This is a genomic window from Rhizobium sp. WYCCWR10014 (assembly GCF_001657485.1).
Taxonomy (GTDB): Bacteria; Pseudomonadota; Alphaproteobacteria; order Rhizobiales; family Rhizobiaceae; genus Rhizobium.
Genome location: NZ_LXFU01000030.1, coordinates 13,357 through 39,880 on the forward strand (window position 1 = coordinate 13,357; position 26,524 = coordinate 39,880).

The 26,524-nt window shown below is 60.7% G+C and carries 27 protein-coding genes; 11 read left to right on the forward strand and 16 right to left on the reverse strand.

The window, feature by feature from the left end; translation table 11 throughout:
* Positions 1–18: 18 nt before the first annotated feature.
* From trbL to trbI, 5 genes are read left to right on the forward strand one after another with little or no spacing between them, the layout of a single operon-like run.
* Positions 19–1,173: a P-type conjugative transfer protein TrbL gene (trbL, locus tag A6U98_RS10905; protein ID WP_082933873.1), complete on the forward strand. Its 1,155-nt coding sequence runs from the start codon at positions 19–21 to the stop codon at positions 1,171–1,173.
* A gap of 19 nt (positions 1,174–1,192) precedes the next feature.
* The gene (locus A6U98_RS10910; RefSeq protein WP_012760245.1) at positions 1,193–1,855 is read left to right on the forward strand and encodes a conjugal transfer protein TrbF; all 663 of its coding nucleotides are present in this window, start codon (positions 1,193–1,195) and stop codon (positions 1,853–1,855) included.
* Positions 1,856–1,870: 15 nt separating this feature from the next.
* Positions 1,871–2,692 (forward strand): P-type conjugative transfer protein TrbG, encoded by an 822-nt coding sequence (gene trbG / locus A6U98_RS10915; protein ID WP_064649795.1) that lies wholly within the window; start codon positions 1,871–1,873, stop codon positions 2,690–2,692.
* A gap of 2 nt (positions 2,693–2,694) precedes the next feature.
* Positions 2,695–3,123 (forward strand): conjugal transfer protein TrbH, encoded by a 429-nt coding sequence (gene trbH, locus A6U98_RS10920; protein WP_064649796.1) that lies wholly within the window; start codon positions 2,695–2,697, stop codon positions 3,121–3,123.
* A gap of 13 nt (positions 3,124–3,136) precedes the next feature.
* Positions 3,137–4,417 carry an IncP-type conjugal transfer protein TrbI gene (gene trbI / locus A6U98_RS10925; protein ID WP_064649797.1) on the forward strand — a complete coding sequence of 427 codons (1,281 nt, stop codon included), beginning with the start codon at positions 3,137–3,139 and terminating at the stop codon, positions 4,415–4,417.
* Positions 4,418–4,439: 22 nt separating this feature from the next.
* On the opposite strand, the gene A6U98_RS10930 is transcribed toward trbI, so the two are convergent.
* Entirely contained in the window at positions 4,440–5,123 is a 684-nt protein-coding gene (locus A6U98_RS10930; protein WP_245304503.1) for an autoinducer binding domain-containing protein, read from the reverse strand.
* Positions 5,124–6,046: 923 nt separating this feature from the next.
* Here A6U98_RS10930 and A6U98_RS10940 point away from each other — a divergent pair.
* Entirely contained in the window at positions 6,047–6,418 is a 372-nt protein-coding gene (locus tag A6U98_RS10940) for an AAA family ATPase (protein WP_245304504.1), read from the forward strand.
* Between the two features lie 49 nt (positions 6,419–6,467).
* Here the strand turns inward: A6U98_RS10940 and A6U98_RS10945 are convergent, their stop codons facing one another.
* Both A6U98_RS10945 and A6U98_RS36735 read right to left on the reverse strand, forming a co-directional pair.
* On the reverse strand, positions 6,468–7,163 hold the full coding sequence (locus A6U98_RS10945) for a response regulator transcription factor (RefSeq protein WP_210320541.1): 696 nt from the start codon (positions 7,161–7,163) through the stop codon (positions 6,468–6,470).
* A gap of 395 nt (positions 7,164–7,558) precedes the next feature.
* The gene (locus tag A6U98_RS36735; protein WP_156667832.1) at positions 7,559–7,756 is read right to left on the reverse strand and encodes a hypothetical protein; all 198 of its coding nucleotides are present in this window, start codon (positions 7,754–7,756) and stop codon (positions 7,559–7,561) included.
* A gap of 67 nt (positions 7,757–7,823) precedes the next feature.
* Here A6U98_RS36735 and A6U98_RS10950 point away from each other — a divergent pair, with 67 nt between their 5' ends.
* A complete protein-coding gene (locus tag A6U98_RS10950) occupies positions 7,824–8,534 on the forward strand; it encodes a response regulator transcription factor (protein ID WP_064649801.1) in 711 nt (236 codons plus the stop codon).
* The gene (locus A6U98_RS10955; RefSeq protein WP_064649802.1) at positions 8,524–9,918 is read left to right on the forward strand and encodes an amidohydrolase family protein; all 1,395 of its coding nucleotides are present in this window, start codon (positions 8,524–8,526) and stop codon (positions 9,916–9,918) included. The genes A6U98_RS10950 and A6U98_RS10955 overlap by 11 nt, the downstream gene beginning before the upstream one ends.
* 137 nt (positions 9,919–10,055) lie before the next feature.
* On the opposite strand, the gene A6U98_RS10960 is transcribed toward A6U98_RS10955, so the two are convergent.
* Complete coding sequence (locus A6U98_RS10960) at positions 10,056–11,417, reverse strand: MmgE/PrpD family protein (protein WP_003554527.1); 1,362 nt, start codon at positions 11,415–11,417, stop codon at positions 10,056–10,058.
* Between the two features lie 15 nt (positions 11,418–11,432).
* The gene (locus A6U98_RS10965; protein ID WP_003554529.1) at positions 11,433–12,497 is read right to left on the reverse strand and encodes an ornithine cyclodeaminase; all 1,065 of its coding nucleotides are present in this window, start codon (positions 12,495–12,497) and stop codon (positions 11,433–11,435) included.
* Between the two features lie 182 nt (positions 12,498–12,679).
* Here A6U98_RS10965 and A6U98_RS36740 point away from each other — a divergent pair, with 182 nt between their 5' ends.
* Positions 12,680–12,799 carry a hypothetical protein gene (locus A6U98_RS36740; RefSeq protein ID WP_245304505.1) on the forward strand — a complete coding sequence of 40 codons (120 nt, stop codon included), beginning with the start codon at positions 12,680–12,682 and terminating at the stop codon, positions 12,797–12,799.
* 4 nt (positions 12,800–12,803) lie between these two features.
* On the opposite strand, the gene A6U98_RS10970 is transcribed toward A6U98_RS36740, so the two are convergent.
* From A6U98_RS10970 to A6U98_RS11000, 7 genes are all read right to left on the reverse strand, one after another.
* Positions 12,804–13,667 carry a carbon-nitrogen hydrolase family protein gene (locus A6U98_RS10970; protein ID WP_082933874.1) on the reverse strand — a complete coding sequence of 288 codons (864 nt, stop codon included), beginning with the start codon at positions 13,665–13,667 and terminating at the stop codon, positions 12,804–12,806.
* Positions 13,664–14,317, reverse strand: coding sequence for a demethylmenaquinone methyltransferase (locus A6U98_RS10975; protein WP_003554534.1), 654 nt, complete (start codon positions 14,315–14,317; stop codon positions 13,664–13,666). The genes A6U98_RS10970 and A6U98_RS10975 overlap by 4 nt, the downstream gene beginning before the upstream one ends.
* 41 nt (positions 14,318–14,358) lie before the next feature.
* On the reverse strand, positions 14,359–15,225 hold the full coding sequence (locus tag A6U98_RS10980) for a TauD/TfdA family dioxygenase (RefSeq protein ID WP_003554536.1): 867 nt from the start codon (positions 15,223–15,225) through the stop codon (positions 14,359–14,361).
* Between the two features lie 120 nt (positions 15,226–15,345).
* On the reverse strand, positions 15,346–16,434 hold the full coding sequence (locus tag A6U98_RS10985) for an ABC transporter ATP-binding protein (RefSeq protein WP_064649804.1): 1,089 nt from the start codon (positions 16,432–16,434) through the stop codon (positions 15,346–15,348).
* The gene (locus A6U98_RS10990) at positions 16,431–17,234 is read right to left on the reverse strand and encodes an ABC transporter permease subunit (RefSeq protein ID WP_003554540.1); all 804 of its coding nucleotides are present in this window, start codon (positions 17,232–17,234) and stop codon (positions 16,431–16,433) included. The genes A6U98_RS10985 and A6U98_RS10990 overlap by 4 nt, the downstream gene beginning before the upstream one ends.
* Positions 17,231–18,130 (reverse strand): ABC transporter permease, encoded by a 900-nt coding sequence (locus A6U98_RS10995; RefSeq protein WP_003554542.1) that lies wholly within the window; start codon positions 18,128–18,130, stop codon positions 17,231–17,233. Before A6U98_RS10995 ends, A6U98_RS10990 begins: the two co-directional genes overlap by 4 nt.
* Before the next feature lie 9 nt (positions 18,131–18,139).
* On the reverse strand, positions 18,140–19,183 hold the full coding sequence (locus A6U98_RS11000; protein ID WP_003554544.1) for an ABC transporter substrate-binding protein: 1,044 nt from the start codon (positions 19,181–19,183) through the stop codon (positions 18,140–18,142).
* 484 nt (positions 19,184–19,667) lie between these two features.
* Here A6U98_RS11000 and A6U98_RS11005 point away from each other — a divergent pair, with 484 nt between their 5' ends.
* Positions 19,668–20,291 carry a DUF433 domain-containing protein gene (locus A6U98_RS11005; RefSeq protein ID WP_003554546.1) on the forward strand — a complete coding sequence of 208 codons (624 nt, stop codon included), beginning with the start codon at positions 19,668–19,670 and terminating at the stop codon, positions 20,289–20,291.
* Positions 20,292–20,296: 5 nt separating this feature from the next.
* Positions 20,297–20,674: a DUF5615 family PIN-like protein gene (locus tag A6U98_RS11010; protein ID WP_003554548.1), complete on the forward strand. Its 378-nt coding sequence runs from the start codon at positions 20,297–20,299 to the stop codon at positions 20,672–20,674.
* A gap of 14 nt (positions 20,675–20,688) precedes the next feature.
* On the opposite strand, the gene A6U98_RS11015 is transcribed toward A6U98_RS11010, so the two are convergent.
* The 4 genes from A6U98_RS11015 to traA are packed head-to-tail and all read right to left on the reverse strand — an operon-like array spanning position 20,689 to position 26,346.
* Complete coding sequence (locus A6U98_RS11015; RefSeq protein WP_003554549.1) at positions 20,689–21,300, reverse strand: TraH family protein; 612 nt, start codon at positions 21,298–21,300, stop codon at positions 20,689–20,691.
* A gap of 15 nt (positions 21,301–21,315) precedes the next feature.
* A complete protein-coding gene (locus tag A6U98_RS11020; RefSeq protein WP_064649805.1) occupies positions 21,316–22,470 on the reverse strand; it encodes a conjugal transfer protein TraB in 1,155 nt (384 codons plus the stop codon).
* Positions 22,460–23,026: a conjugative transfer signal peptidase TraF gene (gene traF / locus A6U98_RS11025; RefSeq protein WP_003554553.1), complete on the reverse strand. Its 567-nt coding sequence runs from the start codon at positions 23,024–23,026 to the stop codon at positions 22,460–22,462. The genes A6U98_RS11020 and traF overlap by 11 nt, the downstream gene beginning before the upstream one ends.
* Positions 23,023–26,346, reverse strand: a complete 3,324-nt coding sequence (gene traA, locus A6U98_RS11030) for a Ti-type conjugative transfer relaxase TraA (protein ID WP_064649806.1) — start codon at positions 26,344–26,346, stop codon at positions 23,023–23,025. Before traA ends, traF begins: the two co-directional genes overlap by 4 nt.
* Positions 26,347–26,524: the final 178 nt, after the last annotated feature.

Genomic DNA, 26,524 nt, shown 5'->3' on the forward strand with positions numbered 1-26,524 from the left:
TCACGACGGACGCTCGGATTGATCATGCTTGCGATCGGCCTTGCGATCGTGGCGGTAGGGCCAGCCTTCGCCCAGCAAGGATCGGCGCTCTCGACCCTGGAAAACCAAGTGGTTAATGCTGCGAAGGATTGGGAGTCGACGGTGTCACGGGCAGCTCAGTCGCTCTTTTGGATCCTGGCCGGGATAGAAATTGGAATAGCAGCCGTATGGCTAGCGCTCCAAGCTGCGTCACTGGATAGTTGGTTCGCGGAACTCGTTCGCCGGATCATGTTCGTCGGTCTCTTTGCCTTTATCCTGGATCGGGGACCAGCCCTCGCCAAAGCGGTGGTGGACAGCCTATATCAGTTAGGCGCGGAAGGTGGCTCCGCTTCTCCGGCCGCGATCTTCGACGCAGGCATAGAGGTCGCGGACAAAATGTCCGAACAGGTTCAGTTCGGCCTCTTTGAGGACAACTCTCTGGCTATTGCCGCCGTCTTCGCCATGGTTGTTGTCGTCATCGCGTTCTCGCTCGTCGCTGCGGTGTTCATCGCTGTCATCGTCGAGATGTATGTGGGCTTGTTGGCCGGCATGATCATGCTTGGATTAGGTGGTTCATCCTTCACCAAGGACTTCGCAGTCAAATATCTCGTCTATGCGTTTTCAGTCGGTATGAAGCTGATGGCACTGGTAATGATCGCGCGCATCGGCTCGGAGGTTCTCATCGGCTTGGCCGAGGCATCAGTCGCGGCGGAGCAGCAACTCATCACCAGCCTGGCGATCGCCGGCCTATCAGTTGTCGTCTTCATCATATCAATCTACGTCCCAAGCATTCTGCAGGGTGTCGTCCAAGGCGTCTCCGTCAGCGGCGGCATGGAGGTGATCCGCCACGGCGGGCAGGCGGCATCATTCGCACTGGGCGCGGGGCTTCTAGCCGGCGGTGGCGCCAGCGCGGGCTTTGCCGCCGCGCGTGCTGCGCGTGCCGAGGGTGCGTCCATGACGGGCGCTGCCTTGCGCGGCATCGGTGCGGGATTGAGCGCGACGGGCGAAGCGGTCGGATCCGCGGTCAAGGAAAAGGCGATCGGCTCACCCGGCGCCCATGCCGGCTCTCTACTTGGACTTGCCAATGCGAAACTCGATCAGGCCGAGGCACGCGGCGGTTTGCGCCCGTCGCCGCCTCGCGACGACAAAAAATAATCACTGCAAGGATCGGTCGATGGCAATGCAACGCGCCCCTGAGAACCCATATCTCGCCGCCAGGCAGGAATGGAACGAACGATATGGTTCCTATGTCAGGGCGGCGGCAGCGTGGCGCGTTGTCGGCATGATCGCACTGGCAATGGCCGTAATCGGCTTCGTCTATGCGCTATATTTGAGCACGCAGGTCAAACTCGTCCCCTATATCGTCGAAGTCGACAAGCTTGGGACCTCGGTCAGCGCGGGCTTTCCCCAGCAGATCGAATATGCCGACCCACGGGTGGTTCGCGCCACGCTCGGTGGGTTCGTCACAAGCTTCCGGTCGGTGACGCCAGACGCCGTCGTTCAGAAGCAATACATCGATCGGACCTATGCGCTGCTGCGGACATCCGACCCGTCCACCGAGAAAATCAATGCCTGGTTCCGCGGCAATTCGCCATTCGAGAAAGCCAAGAACGCGACAGTTGCGATCGAAGTCAGCAACATCGTCGCCCTTTCCAACCAGTCCTACCAAATCGACTGGACGGAATTCGAGCGCGATCGGAAGGGCAAGGAAACCGGAACACGCCGATACCGCGGAATTGCGACCGTTACGCTGACGGCGCCACAGGACGAGGGCGTGATCAGGCTTAATCCGATCGGCCTTTATCTGAAGGACTTCGAGTGGACCGCGCAGCTTTAAGGGCAGGGAACTTCAATGAGAAGAGCAACATATCTCGCGGCCCTTGGCTGCGCTTGGATCGTCGTCCTTACGACGAACGGAGCCACGGCGCAGAGCATGACCGCAAACGAAGCAAAGGGCGCGAACCTTTCGGGAAAGTGGCGCGGGGCCACCGGGCTCGTCACCAAGGGGGCGGATGGAAAGGTTATCTTCTTGTTTGGAGAAACTCAGCCGTCGGTGGTGTGTTCGCCGCTGCAGGTCTGCGACATCGAGCTTCAGGGCGGCGAGGTCGTTCGCGATGTGCTTGTTGGTGACACTGTCCGATGGAAGGTCGAACCGGCAACGTCCGGTGCTGCGGCTGGCCAGGCGATCCATCTCATCGTCAAACCGTCGGAACCGGGCCTCGTCACCTCCATGGTGGTGACGACCTCGCGCCGGACCTATCATATCCAGCTCAAATCACACACAAGCCAGTACATGGCGCGCGTCGGCTTCGACTATCCGGAAGATGTGTCGGGCAAGCTTGCCGATGTCAACGCCCGCCTGGAAGCTGGAAGGACGCCGGGAGCAGGCGTCCCGTCGGAGCAATTGACCTTCGCCTATTCGGTGAGCGGCAAAGCCTCGTGGAAGCCCATGCGCGTCTATTCGGACGGTATGAAGACCTACATCCAGTTTCCCCGCTCGATCGCCGGTCAGGACGCGCCGGTGCTTTTTGTCGTCTCAGGCGGCCAAAATCGGGTCGTCAACTACCGAATGAAGAACGACATGATGGTGGTGGACTATAATATCGACCGCGCGGTTCTCATCTCCGGTGTTGGAAAGCACAAGCAGAAGATCACCATTCGCAGGGGAGGGTGACCATGCGAAGCCTCCTACTTTCTGTCATCGGGTGCCTGCTGTCAGGCTGCACGACCGCCGCGGACGGCCCTTCCGCCAGCTCAGCCTCGCCAGACCTCTCCGACCCTGCCGCCAGCGCGATCGCAGGCGATATGGTCGGTCGGCTTGCAGAACAGGTCGACCCGGGGATCAACAGGGTCAAATGGAATGGGGACGCCACGCCCTTCGGGCAAGCCATGGAAGCTGCCCTGAAGGCATGGGGCTATGAGGTCGTGACGGCGCAGGGGAGCGACGAGAAGCAGCGCATGGTTGCCCTAACCTATGGCGTCGACGATCTTGAAGGGCAGGCGCTTGTTTCGATATCGGCAGGTTCGGTTGAACTCGCGCGGGCTTATGCCACCAGCGCGACCGGCGCATCGCCGGCCAGCCCCGTCTCCGTCAGGCGCAATTAGGGGAGGGGAGGAGGTGGTCCAATCGCTTCAGCTTGGCGGCGCTTCAAACAAGGACAGCAGCAACAAGCGGCTGAACCGCATCCCGATCATCGTCGCCATCGCGCTGATCGTGCTTTTTCTCGGCGTGATCAGCTATGGTCTTTCGTCCCGCGGGTTTTATTTTCAAGGGGCGGATGGCATTGGTCAGGCCTCGAACGCGCCGGCCTCCACTTATGCCGATCAGTTGAAGCGGGGCGTCAAGGATGCCATCATCGGCGATCCCGAGCAGACACAGATCTATCAGCCGGCACCGGTCAGCAACAGGCAAGAAGAGAAGCCGCAACAGACGGTCGAAACCGAAAAAACCGAAAGGGCGCGCAATAAACCCGGTCTCGAGGCGGAAGAAGAATGGCTTGCCCGCCTCGGCCGCGAGCAGCAAGAGCAATTCCTGCGGGAGCGCCATCGCCAGCAAATGGCACGTCTTCAAGCCAAAGCCGCGGCGCTTGATTCACCACTTGCCATCGATGTCAGTCTAAAGGATCTTTCCGGCGCCGATACGTCCCAGGCGAATACCCAAAGCGCAAAAATACCTGCCGGGGCCTCCGACCTGTACGCCGCGGCGATGCAGGCGGGACTTTCAGGGCAAAACGGCGATCCCAACATGCAGTCAGCGAAAGAATCATTCTTCAACCAGGACATCAAGGATATCGGCTATCTGCCGAACAAGGTGGTGCCTCAGCTTTCCCGCTACGAGCTGAAACGCGGTTCGGTCATCCCCGCCACGCTGATGACCGGTATAAGCTCCGATCTTCCGGGGCGGATTACCGCCCAGACAAGCCAGAATGTCTATGACAGCGCCACCGGCCACCAGTTGCTCGTCCCGCAAGGTGCCAAGCTCTTCGGCCGCTACGATCACAAGATCTCTTTCGGTCAGTCGCGTGTGCTGGTCATCTGGACCGATATCATCTTTCCCAACGGCTCGACCCTGCAGCTCGGCGGCATGGCGGGGACCGACGCTGAAGGCTATGGTGGCTTTCGGGACCAAATCGACCGGCATTACCTTCAAACGTTCGGTTCAGCGGTTCTCATCGCTCTTATCGGCACAGGGGTCGATATGGCCATGCCGGAGAGTTCGACGGAGGATACCGCCTCGGACGCTGCCCGGCGGAATTTCGCGGATGTGTTCGGACGGTTAGCCGAACGGAGCGTGGGCAAAAACCTCGACGTCCAGCCGACACTTCAAATCAGGCCCGGCTACAAGTTCAACGTGCTGGTCGACCAGGACGTCGTTTTCCCGGGGGCTTATCGCAACTGATCTATATGCGCCAGCTAGGCCGTCAGATCAGCCCGAACCGGCTTGCGACCGCCACGGCCTGTTTCTGGGTGTAGACGCCAAGCTTGGCCTTTACTCGATCGAGGTCCCAGCGGACGGTGTGATAGGTCAGGCCCGTCACATCGGCGATGGAGTGCATCGGAAGGCCTTCGGCCGCCCATCGCAGGCATAGCGCCTCGCGATCGGAAAAAATGAAGTCGGGTCTTTGGGTGGGCGTAGTTGTGCCTTGGAGCCGGGCATGGATCAGTGCCGCCGCGCCAGCCGCGCCGACCGTGTCGAGATCGTCCGGTCCCGTGGTCTCCAGATGCCTGGCTGAGGCCAGCGTCAAGATGGCAAACTGGCCAAACCCCGTCCAGATGGGAATCGACAGACCTGACCGGATCCCGAATTCAGCCGCGGCATCGTAGAATTCCTTGACGCTGTCGTCCGCGCGCCGGCGTTCAACATCGACCGACCATCTGAAAGCCCGCCGCAGTCGCTTGGCTGCCGTCACCACAGGATCGATGGCCATATACGAACGGGAGAAATAAAGCGATTGCCATTCCTTCTGGTAGGTGGAGACGGCAAAGCTCTTTGCGGTATGGAGATTGAGGTATGCAAAACGCTCAAATCCATGCGCGCGAGCAACGTCGCTCAATGCCGCCTTGAGGGAATGTTCGTTGGCGGCGGCGACCGTCGCGTCGATCAATCGATCGAAAAGAGAACTTCCATGCATGGGATCACTTGCTCCCTGGAAATCTGGCTGGCGACCCGGGCGACGCATCGGCTATGGCCGTTCAGCGATAAGGATCTCCCTTGGTGATTTTTAAACTCAAACTGCACGCGTTTGCGTGGCGTCCGCGCTGATCGGTTTAGATGTGTCACAAATATCCTTCAACCTGTTGGCGCCCCGAGCAACAAAACTTAATATTTGTCAATCTCTCGCGCCCCAAGCAGGCCGCGACGAGCTTGCGGCCCCCGTGGGACATCTTCCGGGCACTCATTCCGGGCGGCGCACTTGACGATCAGGCGCGGGCGCTGCGCTCGGCGACGCAGGGTATTGGCCCCAGGCGTCGCAGACTGAAACGTTCGCGCAAATTCAGCTCGTTCACAGAGCCGCGCTCACACCCCCTCTACGGCTTGGAACGTTTGCAGTTGTAGTTGCACAGCCCGCGGTTGGGGCTTGCTTCGAGGATAGTGTGCCGGGTCGTTGATCAGTTCGCTGATGGCGATCATGTGGAATTCGACCACTAGTATGCGGGCTCAAGTCGTTTGCCAAATCAACCGCATTGCCGATTGCCAGGAGGTGAAATCCGCCGTCGGCCGGTCAGTTCCGGTAACCGCCGCGAAAGCTTCGGCAGCGCCTACGTGGCCGCTCGGCTACATCATGTTGCGATTTTGCATGCTACTCGCTATTGGTTTCCTGTTTCAATCAGCCGCTGTGTGAATTTCAAGTGGTCACACCTTCACTTTCAATTGGTCATAACCCTGGTTTCAAATGGTCATTTTAAAGGCATGAAGCTGTGGCACTTTATCGAAGACTCGTTGAGCAACGCGTTGCCGAGGCCATGTCAGACACACGAGTCGTACTGATCGTCTAGCGCGACAGGATCCAGTGGCTTTGTGAGAGGCATGAATCGCGCCATCATCGATGAAATTCAGCGCGCTCCCGAGCTGTTGTTGGCCATCAAGGAAAGCGTGGATACCGACCAGCGCCCAGGGCGTTTCCTCCTGACCGGTTCAGCCAATCTAATGCGGTTGCCACGCGTGGCAGACTCGCTCGCAGGGCGCATGGAGGTCGTACGATTGCTACCGCTTGCGCAAAGCGAGATCAGGTCAGCCAGCAACAGCTTCCTGCGCGACGCCTTTCAAAACGAAGCCAAGGCCGGAGAACCAATCGTCGGAGACGACCTGATGGCGGCGGTTCTGGCCGGTGGATATCCCGAGGCATTGGGCCGCAAAACCCTGAGCCGCAGCCAGATCAGACAAAAACCTTGCCCTTGATGAAACAACGTGACATCGCCCACGAGCCGCAGAGCATCCGACAAATTCGCTATCCATCGGTTTCAACAACCGCGGCAAAAAAATAGCCGCCCATCCGCACGGTCTTGACGAGGCTTGGGTTGTGGGGATTGTCCTCGATCTTGTGTCGCAATCGGCTGATGTGAACGTCGATGCTCCGTTCAATGGGACCCGCCAGACCTGCGTGAGTAGAGCTAAGCAATTCTTCCCGGCTGAGTATCCTGCCGGGGTTTTGACAAAAGACGACGAGCAAGTCGAACTCGGCCGCCGTCACGTTAACCACGGCCCCATCCGGTCGCCGCAACGTGCGTTGCCATGTGTCGAGGCGCCACCCATTGAATCGGAAAGGCTTTGGCAGGCTGTGCATCGCGCGATCATGCGATGCCCGTCGCAACACGCTGCGGATCCTGGCAATCATTTCCCTCGTCCCGAAGGGACTGGAGACGCAATCATCAGCTCCGCTTTCGAAAGCGGCAAGGATGATGTCCTCACGCCCTTGCGCAACGACCGCGATGATCGGGATCGTGCTGAGGGTACGGATTTGCCGGCACAGATGAAGCGCATCTTCGGGCCGGACGACGGCATCGAGGATCATCAGATCAAACCGGTGCCTGCCGGTGAGGGCACGCGTCCGCGCACCGAAAGTGACAGTCGTAGCCATCATGCCCTCGTGGATGACCGCGTCCGCTAGCGTCTGCCCGACGTCCCCGCCTGCAGCCGCGATCATGATCTCCGTTTTCTTCTCTCGATGCGGCTTCCCGGTGCCCGATCCCACTCCCGCCGTCCACGGTTTGCTGGCGCGCTATCGGCAACGTGCGTTGACGTCGCCGATGCTGAACAAATCGCAGGTTGGCTTCCCGATGCCAACCTGCAATTCTGCGGGCATTGACATGCCTCGTCTCATAGGCCGAGGATGGCAACAGGCGTGTTTCAGACGTCAATGACGCGATCTGACCTCGTCAATCGCCAGCCGAGCCCGCCCGTGACAGTTCCTGCTCTGGGAGTGCGCGCACCGGACAATTCCCCGAAAGACGCCGCCGGCAGGCAACGCAGTCAAGACAGGCAGAGCCGCTGACGCCTGCTCGCGGGGAGGGCGGGCCATTCGACGGTGAAGGAGAAGCATCATCCAAGCTCTTCATGCTGACCGATCGCGCCACACTCATGTTCATCTCCGATTGTCGCTGATGGAAAGAGGATGCGCGCGTTCGCCTGGGCTTTCCAATTCTGCTCGAACGGCATCCATGCGAAATCACGATCAATCGGCGCGAAACAGCGCGGAACGCGGGACATAAATCTTAATACCCAAGGCGCAGACAGCATTTGAATTTCCTCAGACACCGTGGGATCGTACGGCCTCACGCTCCGCACAACCCTCGGTGAAAGCCCAGTGAAGCCGACCATTGTCATCGGTTCAACGGACGCGGATTTCTGCCTGTTTGCCCGCCATATACTTCGGCAGACCGGCTTTGAGACGCTCCTGACGACCAGCGCGAACGAGGCGATCGCCGCGGCAAGGACTGTTGGAGTGCGGGGCGTCGTAATCGATGGCAGGGTGGCGAATTCGGTTTCCGCCTGCGGAAGCTTGAAAGGCGATACGACGACGGCAGGACTGAAGGTCATCGCGCTGGTCGAGGCCAACTCCGCCCGGCAATATGCCGATTTCCTCAATGCCGGCGCCGACGAAAGCTTCGTGCGGCCCATTTCCCCGGACCATCTCCTGCGCGCATTGCACTCGCTTTCATCACAGTCAGGCGCTTCGCAGGACCGATTGTCGTGCGGCGACATCGAAATGCATGTGCTGGCGCGGCGGGTCTGGAGGCACGGCGTCGAGTTGCACCTCCCGCGTCTGGAGTTCGCCATTCTGCTGCATCTGCTCAAGGATCCCGGGCGCATCTATCTGAGGCATGAGCTCGCGTCGGCGGCCTGGCCGGCAGGTGTCTTCGTCGATCCAAAAACCATCAACGTTCACATTGGTCGGCTGCGCGAGACCCTGACGGCGGTCGCGCCCACCGATCCGATCAGGACGGTTCGCGGTGTCGGCTATGGGCTCGTGGCAACCGGCTGGTCGGAAACAGAGGTCCCGTCAAATGCCCCCTGACACTCAAATCGTCATCGTCGGCGGACGAATTGTCACCGGCGATGGAACGACGCTCCACGACCGTGGGGTCGTGCGCATCCGTGGGACAGGAATCATCGACGTCGCTCGGGGTGAGGCTGATGCCGGAAGCGAGGCTATCGTCCTCAACGCCACCGGGTGCACGGTCATTCCCGGTATCGTCAATGCGCATGCTCATGGGTGCATCCACGGTCCGTCCATGCCGAGCGGGTCGGTGCCCGTCCGGCCCACGGATGTCGACTACTTCAGAAACAGACATCTCCTGTCCGGGACAACAACCCTGCTCAACGTCTGCGGCCTGGCGCTGCCGGACGAGATCGATGGCCCCTCGAACCAGCGCCATGCGATGGATATCCATCTGACGACGGCGCATACCACGAGCAATCTGGCTGCGGCGATCGCGATTGATGGAGGTGGATTATCGAAGCGGCACAAGATCGCGCGCATCGATGACATGGTCGACAAAGGTGCAAAGGCACTCGGAGAAGCAGGCGGCGGGCAGACGCTCGGTGGCGGGGCACAGGACTACCGCTTCATACCCGCAGCTATCGAGGCCGCTACCGGAATATCAATCCATCCGAAAGAGGCGCGCGCACTCAAGGAAGCCGTGCTCGGCCGCTATCTCGATCGTGGCTTGCCCGATCTTTCGCGGCTCAATGCTCTTCTGATCGAATGCGGTCTCGCCGCTAAGATTGGTGCGTCCGACCTCATAAAGCTGATCCGCGACACGGTGATGCCGCCCGTGGCGCTCTCACTGAAGGGTTTTGACGAGATCGCGGCAGCGTCTGAACGCCTCGATTTTCCGGCAATCTTTCACAATGCGGCACCCACCGCGGCGACACTGCTCAAGCTTGCGGAGACATATCCAAAGGCCCGCATCATCGCTGGGCATTCGAACCACCCGATGTTCCTTCCCGAAGAGGCAGTGCGTTTCGGGCAGCAACTGAGGGAGCGCGGCGTCACAATCGACGTCTCGACGCTCGATTGCATCGAAACACGCTGGCGCAACGACACCGCAAATATCGATGCTCTGGTCGAAGCGGGGCTCGTCGATACCCTATCGACGGATTTTGCCGGTGGCGACTGGGACAGTATTCTATCGGCCATACAGCGAATGGTGCGAAAGAGCCAGCTTTTGCTGCCGGCCGCAATCGCGCTTGCGACCGGCAACGTCTCGAAAACTTTCCCGGAGCTTGCGGCCGATCGTGGCTTGCTGGAAAAGGGCAAACGCGCCGACGTGGCCATCGTTGAGAACCACAATCTCGGTCGTGTCCGCCATGTCGTGGCAAACGGGCAGCTTGTGGTGTTCAACGGGGCGATGGGGGTTGGGGATTTGCACGCTTACGCCATGGGAGAGCGCCGTTAGCGGGGCGTGGGACGCCGACCTCGGCGGCCTTGACCGCGTGCGCACTATGGTGTCGACCGCCCCGAGGCGATGCCCGTCATTGCGTCAGTTTCATCTGCCGACAAGGATAGTGGTCGGCATCGGCTCGGTACCGTGTCCTACCCTGGAAAGCGCAGAAGCCGTAGAAATGGGTCTAGCTCTCCACCCGCGAGGCCGAGAACGCCATCGATGATCGCCTCTTGCTTGGAAGGCGACAGGGCATGCCGCGTGACGCGCAAAAACTTCTCTTCGATCGCGTGCCAGTCCATCGGACGCTGGGGATCGCCGGAGGGGCCATCCAGTGCCGAGACGTACTTGTGCCGTCGTGTCTCGACAGTCACCTTCGCCAGCGTCTCGGCGGGAAAGAGCGCGTCGATCTCGGGATTGACGGTGATCCTCACCTGGCGCGCGAGTTCAGTGAGGTCCCGCCGGTGAAGAAGGCTCTCGCTGACGGGAGCAAGGGCGCCGCGGCCATCGATCGCTGCAATGGCGACGCAATAGGGAAGACTATATTGAATGTCGACAAGGTTCGCGGGCGAAAGCACGTTGCCGAGCTTGAGCGCCCAGCCAAAGGTCTCTACCTCCACCGAGACGATGTCCGCGGCCCTCAGTTCGTGAACCTTCACAAGATCGAAGAGGCGATCGAGCGCCGGGTGTATATAGCGGCAACAGGCATAAGGCTTGAAATAGGTGCCGCAAATTTCAAAACGCTGCCCCAGTCCTTCCAGTATCCTCTGCCTGTCGTAGTAGCCGGGATGATCGAGCAGATCTTCCGGCCCAGTATAGCCGTTGCGGGCGAGGTCGAGAGCCATGAGACCGGTGGCGGCACTCCAGGGAATCCCTTCCTTGACGTCATTGCCCGTGAGCCGGGAGTAGCCCGAACTTCCATTGGCCTGTTGATTGGGGGCAAGCACGCCTGCGATCGAAAGCGCCTGCGCGATCAATGGCGGCTCGACCTTGAAGAGTGACGCCGCTGCCGCAACCGCGGCCAAAGCGGCCCACCGTCCCGACTGCCGGGTCTGAATTCCTTGGGCATTTTGGGCCGCCGCCACTCTGACGCCGACATCATAACCCGAAACGATTGCCGACAGGACGTCATCGGCCGAGACGCTGGCAAACGGCGCCAACGTCAAGACGGTTGGAACAACGCAGGCGCCCGGATGTCCGCGCGCTGCGCGGTGTCCGTCGTCCAGGTCGAGCGCCGACGCCGCGGTCGCGTTGGCGATCACGGCCGCGATGGGCATCACGGTCCGATCCGTCATCCAAATGGCCGCCTCGCCTTTGCCGAAGAGCGCGGCAGCGCTATCACGGGCCGCACGACTGCACTGAAGCGCAGAACCAGCAACCGCCGCCCCGACAAGATCGAGAATACAGCGCAAGGCAGTGTCACGAGTGCCGACCGCAGGCGGAGCTGAGGAGAACGAATGGACGTGCTCGGCGAGGAGGTGCGTGGTGTACATGGAATTTGTGGGCGTCTTCATCGCTCGGACAGCCCTTCAGGCATTTTCCTGCGTGCGAGCGAGGTATTTCTCATAGGTCGCTTGCACGGCATAAAGGTCGAGCATCGGCAGGCCGACGCAGGTTACGCAAACCGGCGTGTCCGCCTCTCGGACCCAGCCGTTCGGCGCAGAGAGCTCCCGCACGCCAAGCAACGGACCGATCTCCTCCAAAGAAAGCCCTTTTCGGGAGAAGTGGAGGGCAATGCTTTGCGAGTTTCTGCGCGAGACCGTCTGGATGTCGTCACAGACGACGGTCCCGCTTTTCAAGGCTCGCTGCAGATAGGTTTCGGGCACTTCGTCTCCGCCAAGATGAAGCGTCACCGCATCCCTGTTCAACTCCTCGTCCTCAAACAGCGGCTGGCGGGCATTCGTGGCGGTAATCAGCAGGGCGCATTCCTTCAGCCTTTGGTTGTCGGTTACGGCGTGAAGCCGAAAAGATGTCCGATCGGCGAAGTCCGACAGAAGTCTTTCCACGCCTTCAATCGATCGGCTGCGGATGAAGATGTCTCCAATCAAGTCGGAACAGGCGAAGTTCAGGCATTCGACCACACTTCGGGCGACGGGTCCCGATCCGAAAATGAAGCCCGATACAGGTGCCTGGCTGCGAACAAACAGCTGAGCCACCTTCGACGCATAGGTGCCCGTTCTCAGCGCGGAAATCGCCGTCCCGTCGAGTATCGCCAAGGGCCGAAGCGTCCGTTTTTCCAAAAGGACGACAGTCGACGTCGAGCGAGGCAGGCCAAGATGCCGATTGAAGGCGTTTGCGCCGATGATCTTGACGCCGCCATGGGTCGGATTGACGCAATAGAGAGCCGACAGCTTCCAGCCGAGGCGCTCGTCGACGAAGTCGCGCCTGAACGGGGCGACGCTCTCCCGCTGCCAGAACTCCTCCTCTGGAAGCGAGAGGACGGCCTTTCCCCCGAAAGCCAGCCCGCTGTTGATATCCGCCCATGCAGCATCTATGGCTGCATGGATTTCCGCGATCGTGAGCTCCGCGCCAGCCGACTGCAAATCCTGGCGGGTGAGAAAGCGGACATCGCTGTCCGTGCTAGTGTCGAACATTGTTTCCTCCAACGACAAGACGTCGTTCCTCGAGGCAGAACCTAGCACCTGCCTGCGGGCCGCTAGATCAAGCTTTGATGAAGCTTCCGCATTGTCGATAAAGAGAAGGCAAAGTTTCGGCGACGGAGGAGGCACGTCCGCCGGAGCTGGTCGGCCCGCGGCCAGGCTTCAGCCAGCAGTCTTTGAGCGATCTGGAAAGAGGAAAGCGCTATCCAACGATCGTGATGTTCCACGAACTGGCCCGGGCGCTCGAGGTCGGTCACGTCGAATTTGGCCGCATCGACGAGCCGCGGCAGGGATGATATCTCAACGCCTTTGCTTGGTCCCAGGGGACAGGCGAACCTGCCTATCCGCGAGCAAAACGCGGTGCTCGGCCATCGGGATCAGGCGCCGAACCTCAGGCAGTCGAGCGGGGTCGATTTCCGCCACAAGCACGCAGACGTCGTTTTCGGCCCGCGCGACAATCTGCCCCCACGGATCGCACACCATGGAATGACCGAAGGTCCGGCGGAGCTCTCCGTCCGGCATCGCATAGCTTCCGCACTGTCCGCAGGCCGCGAAATAGGCTTGGAATTCGATCGCGCGTGCCCGACACAGCACCTCCCAATGAGCCTGCCCGGTCTGCTGGGTGAAAGCGGCGGGCAGGACGAAGATATCGACCTCTTCCTCCGCGAGGCGATCGAACAGGCGCGAAAAACGAAGGTCGTAGCAGATTGCACAGCCGATCCGATGGCCGTCGAGTTCATAGATGAACAGGTCGCGCCCCGGCGCCACCGCGGCAGACTCGGAATAGGTCTTTCCATCGGGTGCGGTAATGTCGAAGAGGTGGATCTTTCGGTAGAGGCCGACCTGCTCGCCCGTGGCGTTGAACACCACGGTGGTGTTGTAGACACGGTGATCCTGGCCGCGGCGCTCCATCAGGCTACCGGCATGGACCCAGACAGCGTTATCCTTTGCGAACTGCTGAACGAGGTCATATGCTTCGCCACCTGGTACGCGGTCCGCCGCGCGCCTCTTGTCCGCGACCGTCCCGCCAAGCCAGTCGAAATGTTCCGGCAGCACGATCAGGTCGGGTCTGCCGATCATAGCCTCGCGCATCAGTCGCGCGGCTTCGGCAAGATTATGGGCACGATCGGGCTGCGAACTCATTTGAACGAGGGCGATTTTCAAGACCTCGGCTCCTTGTCAAAATCGAAGATCGACCGGCCGGAGGCCAAATGACACCGGACAGCCACCGAGCGCTTCTGGCGCTCCAATGCCGCGTCAGCGAGGATCCGCATGCGGTCGCGATCGGCCACGAACACACCTTCATTGTCGGCAAGCACCCCATAGCCAGGCAGAACCGCGGCCACGCCGCAGGCAATTGGAACATTGAGCGAGCCGCCAATCTGAAACTGGCGGTTCGTGGTTTTGGCGGAGACGCCGCGACACCACACGGGAACGCCGGTGGCGATGATCTCATCGACATCCGTGCACGGACCATCGATGACGATGCCCGCAGCCCCCTTGGCCTTTGCGGCGGCAACAACACCGCCACCGACGCAGGCGATGTCGTCGCGATCGACGCGCGAGATCACCAGGATGTCACCGGGCAACAGGAGATCGATCGCCTTGTAGATGATGACGCCGTCACGGCCGGGAGCGGCGACGGTGAAGGCGGCACCGGCCACGCGGGCAGGAAATAGGGGTCGGATATCACCGCCGACAAATCCCAGGTGCTCGACATGGCCGATGGTCGCCGTATCAACCGATGACAGTCGCTCGATCAGGTCAGCGGGCAGGGGAGGGCTTCTGTCGATCATCTGATAGAACGCTGTCATCGATTGGGCTTTCTCTGTTCGGTCAGTGGTGCCTGATCGGCTCAGACCGGCCGCTCGCCGGAAGTGGTGGTGCGATGCATGATCCGGATCGACGCGGGATCGAAGGAGTCGCGGCGGTGCATGGTGCAACGATTGTCCCACATCATGATGTCGCCCTCATCCCATTGCTGCACGAAGATATGCTTCGTGTTCGTCGTGTGATCCCACAGTTCGGCGAGCAGCGCGTCGCTCTCATCGCGGCTCATGCCAACGATCCAAGCGCCTTCCGTCGTTCCACCGAGGTAAAGTGCCTTGCGGCCGGTCTCACCATGTGTGCGCACCAACGGATGCACGATGCCGCTCCATTCGCGGAAGTCCTGGCTTTTCGGCGTGGACTTGCCAAGTCTGAGTTTGCCCGTCTTGTCGTAGACGTTCTGGAAGAAGATCTGGCGCCCATCGACGGCGTTCTTGAGAGGCGCCGGTAGCGTGTCGTAAGCGATATAGGTCGAGAGGAAATAGGTGTCGCCGCCTGAAGGCGGAACAGCGACGGCACGCAGGATCGCGCCCGCCGGCGGGCGTTCGTAGAACCACGTATCGGTGTGCCACGTCGCCTCGCTATTGCCCATCGCGCCGCTTGGCTTGCCGTCCTTCATCGCATTGCTGATGACCAGGATTTCCGGGTGGGTCGGATGCCCGCCTTCCTGCAGCTGCTTGGGATGGATGACGAACTCGCCGAAGTGATGCGAGAACTGCACCTGCTGGGCGTCGGTGATGCCCGCCTTCTTGAAACGGACGACGCCATATTGCAGCCAGAACTTTCGCACCGCGGCGATGTCGTCGGCGTCATAGTCATTGAAGTCGAAACCCTCGATATCGCCGCAGACATTGCTGGCATGCTGAACGGCGCGAAGCCTGATTTTGGTGAGCATTCCTAAAACTCCTGTTGCTGACCTTCCTCTAAGGTCGCGATGATCGTAGGGCGGGCGAGGGAAGCATCGCCAATATCGATTGGATCGGATTGATAGGCGTGGCGTATCGATCGCCATCGGCTATTCCGGCAGGACCTGGATGTCGTCCGGGTCGATGGAAAGCGCGACGACGTCGCCCATAACCGGAAGTGAGGCCGACAGCGATGAGCGTGTTAGCACCGTCAAGACGACATGCGGATCGATCTCGACCGCGAGCTCCAGCGACGGACCGAGGTTGATGACTCGGCGCACGGTTCCGGACAGACGATTGACGCTGCACCCGCCGGCGTCACCAGTGTTGTTCAGCACCGCGATGTCTTCGGGCCGGATGCAGCAGAAGCGGGCTTGCTGACGGTTCGGCGGGCGCTTTGCCCGCAAGCTGATCGCGCTCCCGGACAGGTGAAGGTCGAGGGTGGTTTCCTGCTCGCTCGTCCCTTCGATGGTGAGGATGTTCGATTTCCCGATGAAATCCGCCACGAATGAGCTCGCCGGATGACGGTAGATCGAAGCGGGCCCGCCCGTTTGGGCAATGACCCCCTGCCACATCACCACGATCCGGTCGGACATCGCCATCGCTTCTTCCTGGTCGTGCGTCACGTAGACGAACGTCATGCCGAGCTGCTGCTGGAGCTCCTTGAGTTCGAGCCGCATGGCCTCTCGAAGCTTCAGATCGAGATTCGAGAGCGGCTCGTCGAGGAGCAGGACGGATGGGCGTGGCGCGATGGCACGCGCCAGTGCCACGCGTTGCTGTTGTCCGCCCGACAATTCCCTCGGATAGCGCGCGCCGTAGTCGTCAAGATGAACACTTCGCAGTGCCGATGCCACGCTCGTCTCGATCTCCGATCTCGCCGTGCCTTTCATCTTGAGGCCGAAGCCGACGTTGTCGGCGACCGTCATGTGCGGAAAGAGCGCGTAGTTCTGAAACACCAAGCCGATATTTCGCCGTTCTGGTGGAATGCGGCCCTGGCTCCTCCCGCGGATCCTGATATCGCCGACCGACGGCTGGTTGAAGCCGGCGATCATGTTGAGCGTTGTCGTCTTCCCGCAGCCGGAAGGTCCGAGAATACTGACGAACTCACCCTGCGGGATCTGCAGGCTAATGTCCTTCACGACGGAGACCGCCCCGAAGGACTTGCTGACGGAGACGAGTTCAATATCGATGCTGCTCATTTGCTGCCACCATGGAGTTTGACGGAAAATCCGCCGATCTTTTCAAAAAGGAAGATCACCGCGAGGATGAAAATCATCGACGCGACATTGACTGCCGCCATCACCGGATCGAGGCTGTATTCGAGGTAATTGATGACGGTGATCGGCAGCGTCGTATCGCCTGGTCGAACCAGGAACACCGACAGCGGAATGTTATTGAAGGAGATGATGAAGGCGAAGGTCATGCCTGACAGCACACCAGGCCTGATCGCTGGCAAAAGAATGTACTGCACCCGCTGACGCTTGTTCGCCCCCAGGATCTGACCCGCCCGATCCAGATTGCGGTCGAAGTTCGCAATAGACGTCGCCACCATTCTCACGACGAAGGGTAGGGCGAGGACGATGTGGGCGGCGATGAGCGCAGGCGTGCCAAGGAAGGACTGCAGCCCGACAAGTGACAGGAATAGGACGATCGCGACGCCTTTGACGATCTGCGGCACCGACAGCGGCGAGAGAAGCGCCGACATCGCCGCCTCACTGCCACGTATCTTTTCATAGAAGACGGCATAGGCTGCCATGACGCCGATGATGCCGCTGACGATAGAGACGATCACCGCAATCTTGACGCTGAGCAGAAAGGGCAGAAGCCAGCGCTCCGAGACAAGGTCGCCGTACCACCGCGCCGTCCACTCCCACGGCCGGAACGTGACTGCGGAGGTCGGGCTGAATGAGGCCGCTATTACGACGGCAAGTGGCAGCGTGATGAAGGTGAGGACGCCGGCTAGCATGAGCCGGAAGAGGACCGAGAGTAGCCAGTTCATGACGTGGCCCCCCCGGCGCCGCTTCGTTTGGTACGGTGCCGCGCTTCAAACCGCACGCCAACGAACGAGATCACCAGCATCAGAAGGAGAAGCGCGTTGGCCATGACGGCGGCAAAGGGCCAGTCGACGTAGAAGAGGACCTGCTCGGAGATCATCGTCGCCAGGACTTTGAAACCGGCGCCGCCAAGGAGTGCGGGTGTCGCGTAGGCGCTCGCGGCCATGGTGAACGAAAGCAGCAGCGAGCTGACAAGTCCCGGAACGGAAAGCGGGAGGATGACGTGGCGGACGACGGAGACGCGCGAGGCACCGAGCATCTGAGCCGCGCGCTCCAGACTTTCGTCGATGCCCTGAATGCTCGTCATCAGCGAGAGAATGCCGAACGGCAACACGACGTGCGTCAGGCCGACCACGACCGCAAAGAGATTCTTCGAAAGCGGAAGCGGCGACGAAATGAGACCGAGGTCAAGGAGAACATCGTTGATGAAGCCGCGGTCTTCCAGAATGATCAGCCATCCGTAGGTCCGCAGCACCACGCCCGCAAGTTCCGGTGCAAGCGCAAGGGCAAAGACGAGAGCGCGCCACCGGCTTCTGGAACGAGCCAGAAAATAGGCGACCGGATACCCCAGCACGGTAACCGCGATCGCGACCAGTCCGGACATGACGGCCGTGCGACAGAATCCTGCAACCGAAAGCCCGTCGGTGAAAAACCGTCGGTAGCTCTCGACGGAAAATCCACCGACCTCCTCTTGTGAAAAGCTGATGCCGATCATCATTCCCATCGGAAGCGCGAAGAAGACGCTCAGGAATAGGGCAGCTGGCGTCAAAGCCATAAAACTGTAGGATCTTCGGATTGGAGAAAGAGACGCCGCCGGAACCGCAACTGTGATGGTGTTCATCGCGATCTCTCAGTCTGCCTGGGGAACGACATCGCGGTCCCACTGCTCGGCCCAGCGCGGCAGGCGCTCGGCGACGAGCGACAGGTCCGGAAGGAGCAGGGTCTCAAGGTCAGCTTCCGAGGTGATCTGCCGCGCGCGAATCGCCTCCGGGACCTCTACGTCGGTTCGCGCGCTCCCGACCTTATAGCCGCCGATCCAGGCTTCCTGACTTGTCTTTTCCAAGAAGAAATCGATGAACTTCATGGCCGATTGCTTGTTTTGCGCACCCACGGGCACGTTGAGCGTGGCGATGAGGGGAATGGTGCCTTCCTTGGGACGGATGTAGTCAACCGGTAAGCCGGCATCGACGAGGAGTTGAGCGCGGCCGTTCCAGAAAGGCATGGCCCAGACCGTGCCGTCCTTGATGTAGCTTTCGAGAATGGCAGATGACTGTTCGAATCCGATGGATTGCCTGGCGACGGCTTCCATCGCCTTGAATCCCGGATCGAGATTGTCGACAAGGTCGCCACCATTGATCACGGACATCATCTCCACGAGGTAGATGGCCATGATGTTTTGAAACGTCGGCAGCACGATCCTCCCCTTCAGCTCGGGGGCGAGGAGCGCCGACCAGGACGACGGCGTGGCAAGCTTGTCCTTCCGGTAGAGGAGCGACATGTACTGCACTTCGTGCACCGCACCGCAGGGACCGGCCGCGGCTGACAATCTCGGCATGAGTTTGGCAAGGTTCGGGATCGCAGCCGCGTCAAGTTTCTCCAGCACGCCGTCACGGCAGCCCTGCAGCGACTGCGAAGCGGTCATGACGACGACATCGAACCCCGGTCGGCCCCCGGTCGCCTTGATTTTCGCATAGTCCTGCGACGCCGAGCCGACTGGATCATAAATGACATCGATACCGAACTTGGCCTCGAACGGTTCGATAATCGCTTTTTCTATGATCTCCTCGTAGGGGCCGCCGTAGCTGTTGACCACGAGCGTTTCTGCTCGCAAAGGGGTGGACAGGATCGCTGTCATGATCGCCGAAAGGAGAATCCGGCTTTGCTTTGTTCCCATGGCTCGTCTCGCTTTTTTGTTGTTGCCGTGGGGATGGTGGACAGCCGGCGGCCGAGGGTCCAATAATGATCGTCGAAGATTATTGCTCCGCAGCTATCAATCGGGGCTATCGCGGTTTTCTCCCGACAGTGGCAGCGATGACGATTTCGCATTCACAGGGTAGTGTCTCGAAGCTTGGCGCCGCATCCTGTTCGGCGTTGTCTTCCCGCGGATCGCTTTCGGTCGAATGAACATGGTCGGCTGACCGCCCAGAGCCCGTGCTCTCGCTGCGCGCGGTGCTATGCCTTCTGTGGGCAAGATGAGGAAGGCCGGGCTTCGGAACGGCGATAGTCGCCGATACCAGAGGCGGAACCGTGCGGCACCATCTCGATGAAGCCCGCAAAACGCTCACGCGCGATGTCGATGCCGCAATTCGTGGCCAGCAACATCATCGCTTTACTGCGACCATCAGCTGCCTTATATATTCTTCTCAAGGAGAATGATTATGGTCACTGTCTCACACGCCTACACGCCTGCCGAGGCCGCCGCTGTCAGCGAGATTGCGATAAAGTCGGTGCACAACGCGATCGACAAGCGGATCGTCGCCAATCGTCCGTCCAGCACCGAGGGCCGAGCCCTCACCGAAGAGGATCTGCTTCGCTTGAAGCTCTGGTACGGCGTTGGATCGATCCTATCTGCCGAGCGCCGTAAACGACTGTTCGATACCATCGATGAGAACCCCGGAGCCGATACCGTAAGGGCCGACGATTACCTTATCATCGACGTCGCGCGGGCAAGAGAGCAATTGGCCGCGCGCGCCGAGGCGCTTCGAGAGGCTGAAAAATTGATCCAGAGCGTCAAAGGGGTTGTCGGCGGCGAACCGGTTTTTAAGGGAACCCGCGTTCCCGTGCGAACAATCGCCGCGATGAAGGCCCAAGGCGCGAGCACCGAGGAAATCGTCGAAGGCTATCCTTCGCTGACGGGCCGAATGGTGGAGCTTGCTGACATCTGGACAGCAGCACATCCCGTTCGGGGACGGCCACGCAAACTTTCGGAGCTGGGCTTGAAGGTGAAGTCGGAAAAGCGTCTTCGGCTCGGAAATGAGCGCCTTCCACAATCGTCGGATTAGTCCTCTTGAAATTTCTGATCGACGAATGCCTCCACACATCACTCGTGGCCGTGGCTCAAGACCACGGCCACGATTGTTTTCATGTCAACTGGTTGGGGTTAAGCGGCGAGACCGACTGGGACCTGATGCCTCGGATCGTCGCGGAAGATTTCACCTTCGTGACGAACAACGCTCGCGACTTTCGCAAGCTCTACGCCAACGAACAGCTACACGCGGGTCTCGTGATTATCGTGCCGCAAGTCCTACCTGCGCTTCAACGGGAACTGTTTATTCTTATTCTGCGGGAACTGGCAGGGGTGCAATATCTCGTCAACGAGGTGCTGGAAGTGACCATCGAAGAGGATACCGCCGTTCTGACGCGCTATCTGCTGCCGGAAACCTAGACGCTTTCCAAAGCTTATTTAGCGCCAATCCGGGACAGATCGATCCGCATTTCCGCTGCTCCGACACCACCGCTATTCTCGCTCTCCTTGAGCTTCGAAAAGGGTGGCGCGCTATCGGTGTGGGGGTCTTGTTCGGCCACGGGTGGGACGGTCAATTTCACAGATAAGCCGGGATCATCGGCCCGAAACACGCTCACGCCCTCGAACTCGCCGGTCTTCCAGGCATAGACGGCATCCTCGAATATTTGCGGAAAGACTTGCCTGTCGGTGGGATTGCCGTACCACTTGGCGACGATCCTCACCACTTTGGCGAACATCCCCGTTCCGAGGCGCAGATTTTCACAAGCCTGTAGAAGATCAGACTTGAGCTCAGAGACATCCTTGACGCCGATGCCAGCCGGGACCTGGGTGATCCCGACGCGGACCACGGCCTGGCCGACATATCTACGGATAAGCTCCATCGCCTCGTCCGGCGTTTTCACCTTCGGGACGAGGATCAGCCGCTCACCGGCTTTGACGGTAACCGCCAACGGGTCCGAGGAGCCAGCCCTCTGGACGAACTGCTCGACAATGGCAGGCGTCAGTGAGGGATCGGCGCATTTTTGTATCATCGCGGTATCGAGCATGACTGCCTCCCGAGTTCAGGTGTTGAATGAAATGACGAGCGGTTTGTCGAAGAGGCGCGCGAAGGCCCCGGCACTGGCCCGCTGGATCGCGACGATCGAGGTATTCGCGGTCCACCAACCATTACCGACGGCGACGATGACATCGGGATCGTGCAACATGGATTGCAGGGCGGGCCAGGCAACGAGCTGTTCGTAGCAGATCAGCGGCGCGACCTTGTAGCCGTTAAGGACGACCACCGGGTTTGCAAAAAAGTCTGCCGGCGCGCCTTTGCTATCGCCCCACCACGGCTGCCACATCGAGCCGGGGACAGGCATGCGCTGACGATAAAGGACGCGGCCGCCTCCGGCCGACACTGCCACCAAAACATTGTCATAGCCATCCGCGCCAATAACGGACGCGCCGGCGATCACCGTCACGGGACTGCCGGCCAGGGCCCTGGTCCATAACCGTTCGACGGTGGGCGTCCAGAAGCCGAGCGCACTTTCCGGCAGGACGATATAGCCAACACCATCGCTCGCCTCCTTTTGCACCGTTGCGATCAGGTCACGCTGTCGCTGAAGTCCGGCCTCGCGTCCGAGCGAAGCGCCCATTTGCCAATCGACGCCGCGCCATGAGTGAGGCACCTCTGGATCGGTCCAGGTTGCGGCGGACCAAGCCCACGCGCCTGCCAAGGCGATCGCGACAGCCGGCCAGATCCGGGTTACGAGGCCGATCAGGCCGGCTGTCGTGGCTGCCAGTCCCCACCACCTCCATCCCGGAAAAAGAACGCCCGCCGCCATGATCGGATGCGCCCACCCGGTTATGCCGAAAGGGGGTAGCCCCATCATGATGCCAGCGGCCACGTACCGATGGGGTCTCTTGGTGCGAACCGATGTCCAAAGCACCGTGTGGACCCCGAAAAAACTGACCGATGCCGCGAGCCAGAGCAGCAGTCCTGGCCAAAGGTCGGACGAATAGAAGGTGGCTACCCCTTGCGGCAGCCCATGTGAGGCCGCGAGGAAATATGCCGCAGAGACCAGCCCCGCCGCCATCCGATTGGGTGCATGTGTCCATAATACAGGAAAGGCGAGGGCGGTTGGCAGGAGAAGCACCTGGCCGCTCCATCCGATCGAGGCGGCCGCGATGGCAAGGCCGATCAGCGCCGCGGTACCCACGTGGTCACGGCGCATAGGTGAGCACCTTTTGCGCCAGGCCGAGGATGCCGGACACGGGCAGTGGACCGAAATAGCGGGAATCGTAGGAGCCCGCGAAACCGGAATGCAGAAAGACGTGTCCCGCTGGCACGGCGCCACTCGCAAAAGCCGAAAGCGGTCGACCTTTTCCATCTGCTTTGGCAACTGCCGAATTTGTCACGGTGATGCCATCGACGAACATGGCTGACCTGATGTCCACCCTTTGACCCTCGGTGGCGATCACCGTTTTGATCAGTGGGGCAAAATCGCCCGGGCACGAACCGGAGCGCAGATAGCCGCGCTGTCGGGCCTCGCGCATCCTGTCGTTTTCCGGCGGGCAGATGAAGACGACATCGCCGACGGCGGGGGGCCGATCGAGTCCCGCGACGCGCCAGAGGCCGAGCGGTTCGCTCGGCGTCAAATTGATGCGGAACCCGCCGACCGTGGCGGCGACGAACAAGCCAAGGGCGAGCAAGGCCGTGGCCAATAATAGCGCCGCGGCGGGGCGTATTTTCTCGTATGTCGGGCGCTGGCGCGTGATTGTCGGAATCATTTCAGCGAAAGTCCCTGGCTCCTGGTCTGCCGCAAGGTCTCGGCCTGCTTCAGCGCTTCGGTCGTTTTCTCATGAGCGGAGAGCTGCTGGATGGTACGCATCGAATTCCAGGCGGTTTGTACCTCCGCCTTTTGCGCGGGGTTCATCCCTGCCGTGACGGACTTGAAAGTTTCTCCGCTCGGATCCTTCGACGCGATGCCGAGGAAGGTGCGTTCGCCGAACCGTTCCGAGACGGCCTTGGCGAACCGATCGAGTTCGGCCTTCACCATTGTGTCGGCAAGTGCATATTCGAGACCGGCGGGAAGATCATTGCGGTCGATCGCATCACGCACGCGCTCGAGCGTTTGCTTTGCGGGCGCAGAGAGCGCGGGGATGTCGACCGAGACTTGCCGGCGAACCGCGCGTTCCTCCGTCTCATGCTTGCGTTCGATCTCGGCACGCTGGCGAAGATAGCGTTCGAGATTACGGGCCAGGGCCGGCACGTTGGCGATCGCCCGTTCGCGGTCCTTCTTGTCGCCCCGGTTGGCAAACACGCCCGTCTTACCCCTCAATGCACCGAAGCGCTCGGGTTCGCCGGCGATCTTCGCCAGCGTGGTTTTGGCGATCGTCGGATCCTTGAGCATCGCGTTGACATTGACCGCCTTGAAGGCGCTTTCCGGCTGGGCGTAGACGAGATGGAACCTGGTGGAGACATCCTCCCATTGTTTTTTGAGACCTGGATCCGCTGCGAGCTTGTCCTCGACGGACTGATCGATGGATTTCGGGAAAGTAGAAATGCCAGATACCATGGGCTTCGACTCCTTGGCGGTCGGTTTGGGTGATGTCTTGGCGCTGGCGGCGCGTCCGAGTTTCACGCCAATCGCCGCCAGGCGGGCGCCGAGATCGGCGAGTTTCTGCTTCTGCCGGACGACCCAGTGGAGGCGATCATGGGCGATCGTGCGGGCGACGTTCATGAGGTGCAGGCCTCGCGCCTCGGCAAAGCGCAAGGCTTGGCCGTACAAAGAGCTCTTCTGGTAGTCGAGCGTCGTCTCCTTGGCGTTGCGGCGCGACAGGATCGGGATAAGGCCACCGGACTTGCCGAAAGAGCGTCGGCCGTAATAGACGGCGAGATCCTCGCGATGGCGCGTCATGGCCACATAGGTGAGATGACGGTCCAACGAGAGGGATGCAAGCACCTTGACGCAGTCGACGGTCGCGCCTTGGCTCTTGTGGATCGTCGTCGCATAGCCGTGATCGAGCTTGTTGTAGAAGCGCTGCTCGATCGTGACCAGACGGCGATGGTCCCCTTCGCCAAGCGCCACCACGAGCCGTCCAGGTGCAGCCTCGATGACCTTGGCCAACATGCCGTTCTTGACGCCAAGGCTACCCTCGTTCTTCAGGAACACCATCTGGTCGCCGGCCGCGAACATGCGGGTTCCGTCATCGGTCTTGAAGGCAAAGCCGACTGCGACGATGCCGCGCTCGACCAGCTTGGCGCGAGCCATATCGTTCAACATCCGAACATCGCGCCGAAGGTGTGCGAGGATCAGGCTGCTCTTCGAAGGATCGTAGTCGCGATCCCAATCGGCGATCAGGCTTTCGATTGCCTGCGCCTTGAGGTCCAATCCCCTGACATGCCCATGGTCACGATAGGCATCGACCGCTTGGCTGACATTGCCGCGCGCCAGATCGCGCGATGCGTCGCGCATCCATTGCTGGCGCTGACGATAGATCGTCTCGAGTTCGGCATAGCCGATCCGGTCGGCGATCGCCCGGAAGGCAGCTCCCGCCTCGATCGGCTGCAGCTGTTCGGGGTCGCCGACCAGAACCAGTTTCGCACCGGCCTCGACGACGGCCTCGACGAAGAGCGCCATCTGTCGGGACGACACCATGCCGGCCTCGTCCAGCACGAAAACGGTTCTCGCGTCGATCCGGTCGCGGCCCCGGTTCCAGCGCAGCTCCCACGACGACAGTGTGCGGGACTGAATGCCGGCTTCCTTCTCCAGGCCCTCGGCTGCTTTGCCGGCAAGCGCACCGCCGACGACACGATAGCCAGCCGCTTCCCAGGCTTCGCGGGCCGCCTTCATCATCGTCGTCTTACCGGCGCCGGCGCGGCCGATGACGGCGGCGATCCGTTCGCGGCCAACCACACGTCCGATCGCCGTCCGCTGTTCATCCGACAGACGGGCATGGCGCGCAAACGTCACCTCCAGCAGCGCCTCGCCTACGCCATGAGAGGCGCGCTCGGACAGCAAGATCGCCCGGTTGACCATCTCGGCTTCAAGCCGGATCATCTCCCGCGTCGTGTACTTGGCTGTTGTCCGGATACCCGTCGCAAAGTCGATCCGGTCACGTTCGAGACGCAGCGCCTCCGGGCTCTGCAGAACCCTCATCATCAGGTGCTGAAACAAAGCGGCATCGTCGATATAGCGGTGCAGGATCTTCGCCACGTCGCGTTCGTCGAAGACGCTCTTCTCCCGCGTGATGAGGTCGAGAACGATTTCCGGACGGCGCTGTATGCGTCGGGCATTTTCCGCGCGGCGGTCTTCCTGCAGTTCAACGCGTTCGAGCTTTGGCGACCATGCCGACGACCTTGCGTCGGCTTGGTCCGCCTTGCGGTCGATCGCCTTGGTGGCGACACCAAGATGGATGGTCGGGGTCAGTTCGATGCACTGCTTCTCGAAGGACCGCCCGTCGACGCGGATGTCGAGACCGGCAAGGGCAAGATGCCTATTCTGACAGGCGAACCAACCATCGCGAACCGCATTAAAATCGTCCGCGCTTCCGGCCCAGAGTTCATAGACGATCTTGCCGGCATCGTTGCGCATCGGGTTACCGTCCGGACTGGTCACCGCGACCTTCTTTGCGCCGAACCCATACTCTGTCAGCGGCCTGAGCGTCGTCATCAGATGGACATGCGGATTGCCCGGTGCGTCATGATAGACCCAGTCGGCGACCATGCCCTTCGACGTGATGTGCCGCTCCACAAAATCCCGGACGAGAGCAACGTTCTGCTCGGCAGAGAGCTCGATCGGAAGGGCAATGGTGACGTCTTTGGCAAGCTGCGCGTCCGATCGCTTTTCGAACGCCTCGACCTTGTTCCAGAAGGCTTCGGACGCTCCTGACACCGACCTGTCGGCGATCATGGCATGCAGCCATGTGGGAGCCCCCGCCGGAATGACGAACTCCTCATGCAGGAGACCACGCTTGCGCGTGTAGTCGATCGTCCGGGCTTCCCGCTCGAAGTCCATCTTCGCGCAGTGCCGGTAGGCCGCCGACAGCACGGCGCTGCGGCCGGAGCCACGGGCGACGATGCTGACGGAGAAATGCGGGACGGCCACGGCGCGATACTTTCCCGGTTGCGAACGAGTTCATCGAAGTTCGTCGAAAGCGGCGGGCCAGATCGGCCTCGAGCAAGGGCGTCGCGTCAGCGACGTATAATTGCGCCCTTGGAAGCCGCTCCTCCGGAACGGCCGGGATCATGACCGGAAGCGCAGGTTGCGCCTACTCGCATTAGTG

What these genes read in the sequence shown, in the direction of transcription:
- A6U98_RS10910 (WP_012760245.1), top strand. Translation starts at nt 1,193, where the DNA reads ATGGCAATGCAACGCGCCCCTGAGAACCCATATCTCGCCGCCAGGCAG.
- trbG (WP_064649795.1), top strand. Translation starts at nt 1,871, where the DNA reads ATGAGAAGAGCAACATATCTCGCGGCCCTTGGCTGCGCTTGGATCGTC.
- trbH (WP_064649796.1), top strand. Translation starts at nt 2,695, where the DNA reads ATGCGAAGCCTCCTACTTTCTGTCATCGGGTGCCTGCTGTCAGGCTGC.
- A6U98_RS10940 (WP_245304504.1), top strand. Translation starts at nt 6,047, where the DNA reads ATGAATCGCGCCATCATCGATGAAATTCAGCGCGCTCCCGAGCTGTTG.
- A6U98_RS10945 (WP_210320541.1), bottom strand. Translation starts at nt 7,163, where the DNA reads ATGATCGCGGCTGCAGGCGGGGACGTCGGGCAGACGCTAGCGGACGCG.
- A6U98_RS36735 (WP_156667832.1), bottom strand. Translation starts at nt 7,756, where the DNA reads ATGCTGTCTGCGCCTTGGGTATTAAGATTTATGTCCCGCGTTCCGCGC.
- A6U98_RS10955 (WP_064649802.1), top strand. Translation starts at nt 8,524, where the DNA reads ATGCCCCCTGACACTCAAATCGTCATCGTCGGCGGACGAATTGTCACC.
- A6U98_RS10960 (WP_003554527.1), bottom strand. Translation starts at nt 11,417, where the DNA reads ATGAAGACGCCCACAAATTCCATGTACACCACGCACCTCCTCGCCGAG.
- A6U98_RS10965 (WP_003554529.1), bottom strand. Translation starts at nt 12,497, where the DNA reads ATGTTCGACACTAGCACGGACAGCGATGTCCGCTTTCTCACCCGCCAG.
- A6U98_RS10975 (WP_003554534.1), bottom strand. Translation starts at nt 14,317, where the DNA reads ATGACAGCGTTCTATCAGATGATCGACAGAAGCCCTCCCCTGCCCGCT.
- A6U98_RS10980 (WP_003554536.1), bottom strand. Translation starts at nt 15,225, where the DNA reads ATGCTCACCAAAATCAGGCTTCGCGCCGTTCAGCATGCCAGCAATGTC.
- A6U98_RS10985 (WP_064649804.1), bottom strand. Translation starts at nt 16,434, where the DNA reads ATGAGCAGCATCGATATTGAACTCGTCTCCGTCAGCAAGTCCTTCGGG.
- A6U98_RS10990 (WP_003554540.1), bottom strand. Translation starts at nt 17,234, where the DNA reads ATGAACTGGCTACTCTCGGTCCTCTTCCGGCTCATGCTAGCCGGCGTC.
- A6U98_RS10995 (WP_003554542.1), bottom strand. Translation starts at nt 18,130, where the DNA reads ATGAACACCATCACAGTTGCGGTTCCGGCGGCGTCTCTTTCTCCAATC.
- A6U98_RS11000 (WP_003554544.1), bottom strand. Translation starts at nt 19,183, where the DNA reads ATGGGAACAAAGCAAAGCCGGATTCTCCTTTCGGCGATCATGACAGCG.
- A6U98_RS11005 (WP_003554546.1), top strand. Translation starts at nt 19,668, where the DNA reads ATGGTCACTGTCTCACACGCCTACACGCCTGCCGAGGCCGCCGCTGTC.
- A6U98_RS11015 (WP_003554549.1), bottom strand. Translation starts at nt 21,300, where the DNA reads ATGCTCGATACCGCGATGATACAAAAATGCGCCGATCCCTCACTGACG.
- A6U98_RS11020 (WP_064649805.1), bottom strand. Translation starts at nt 22,470, where the DNA reads ATGCGCCGTGACCACGTGGGTACCGCGGCGCTGATCGGCCTTGCCATC.
- traF (WP_003554553.1), bottom strand. Translation starts at nt 23,026, where the DNA reads ATGATTCCGACAATCACGCGCCAGCGCCCGACATACGAGAAAATACGC.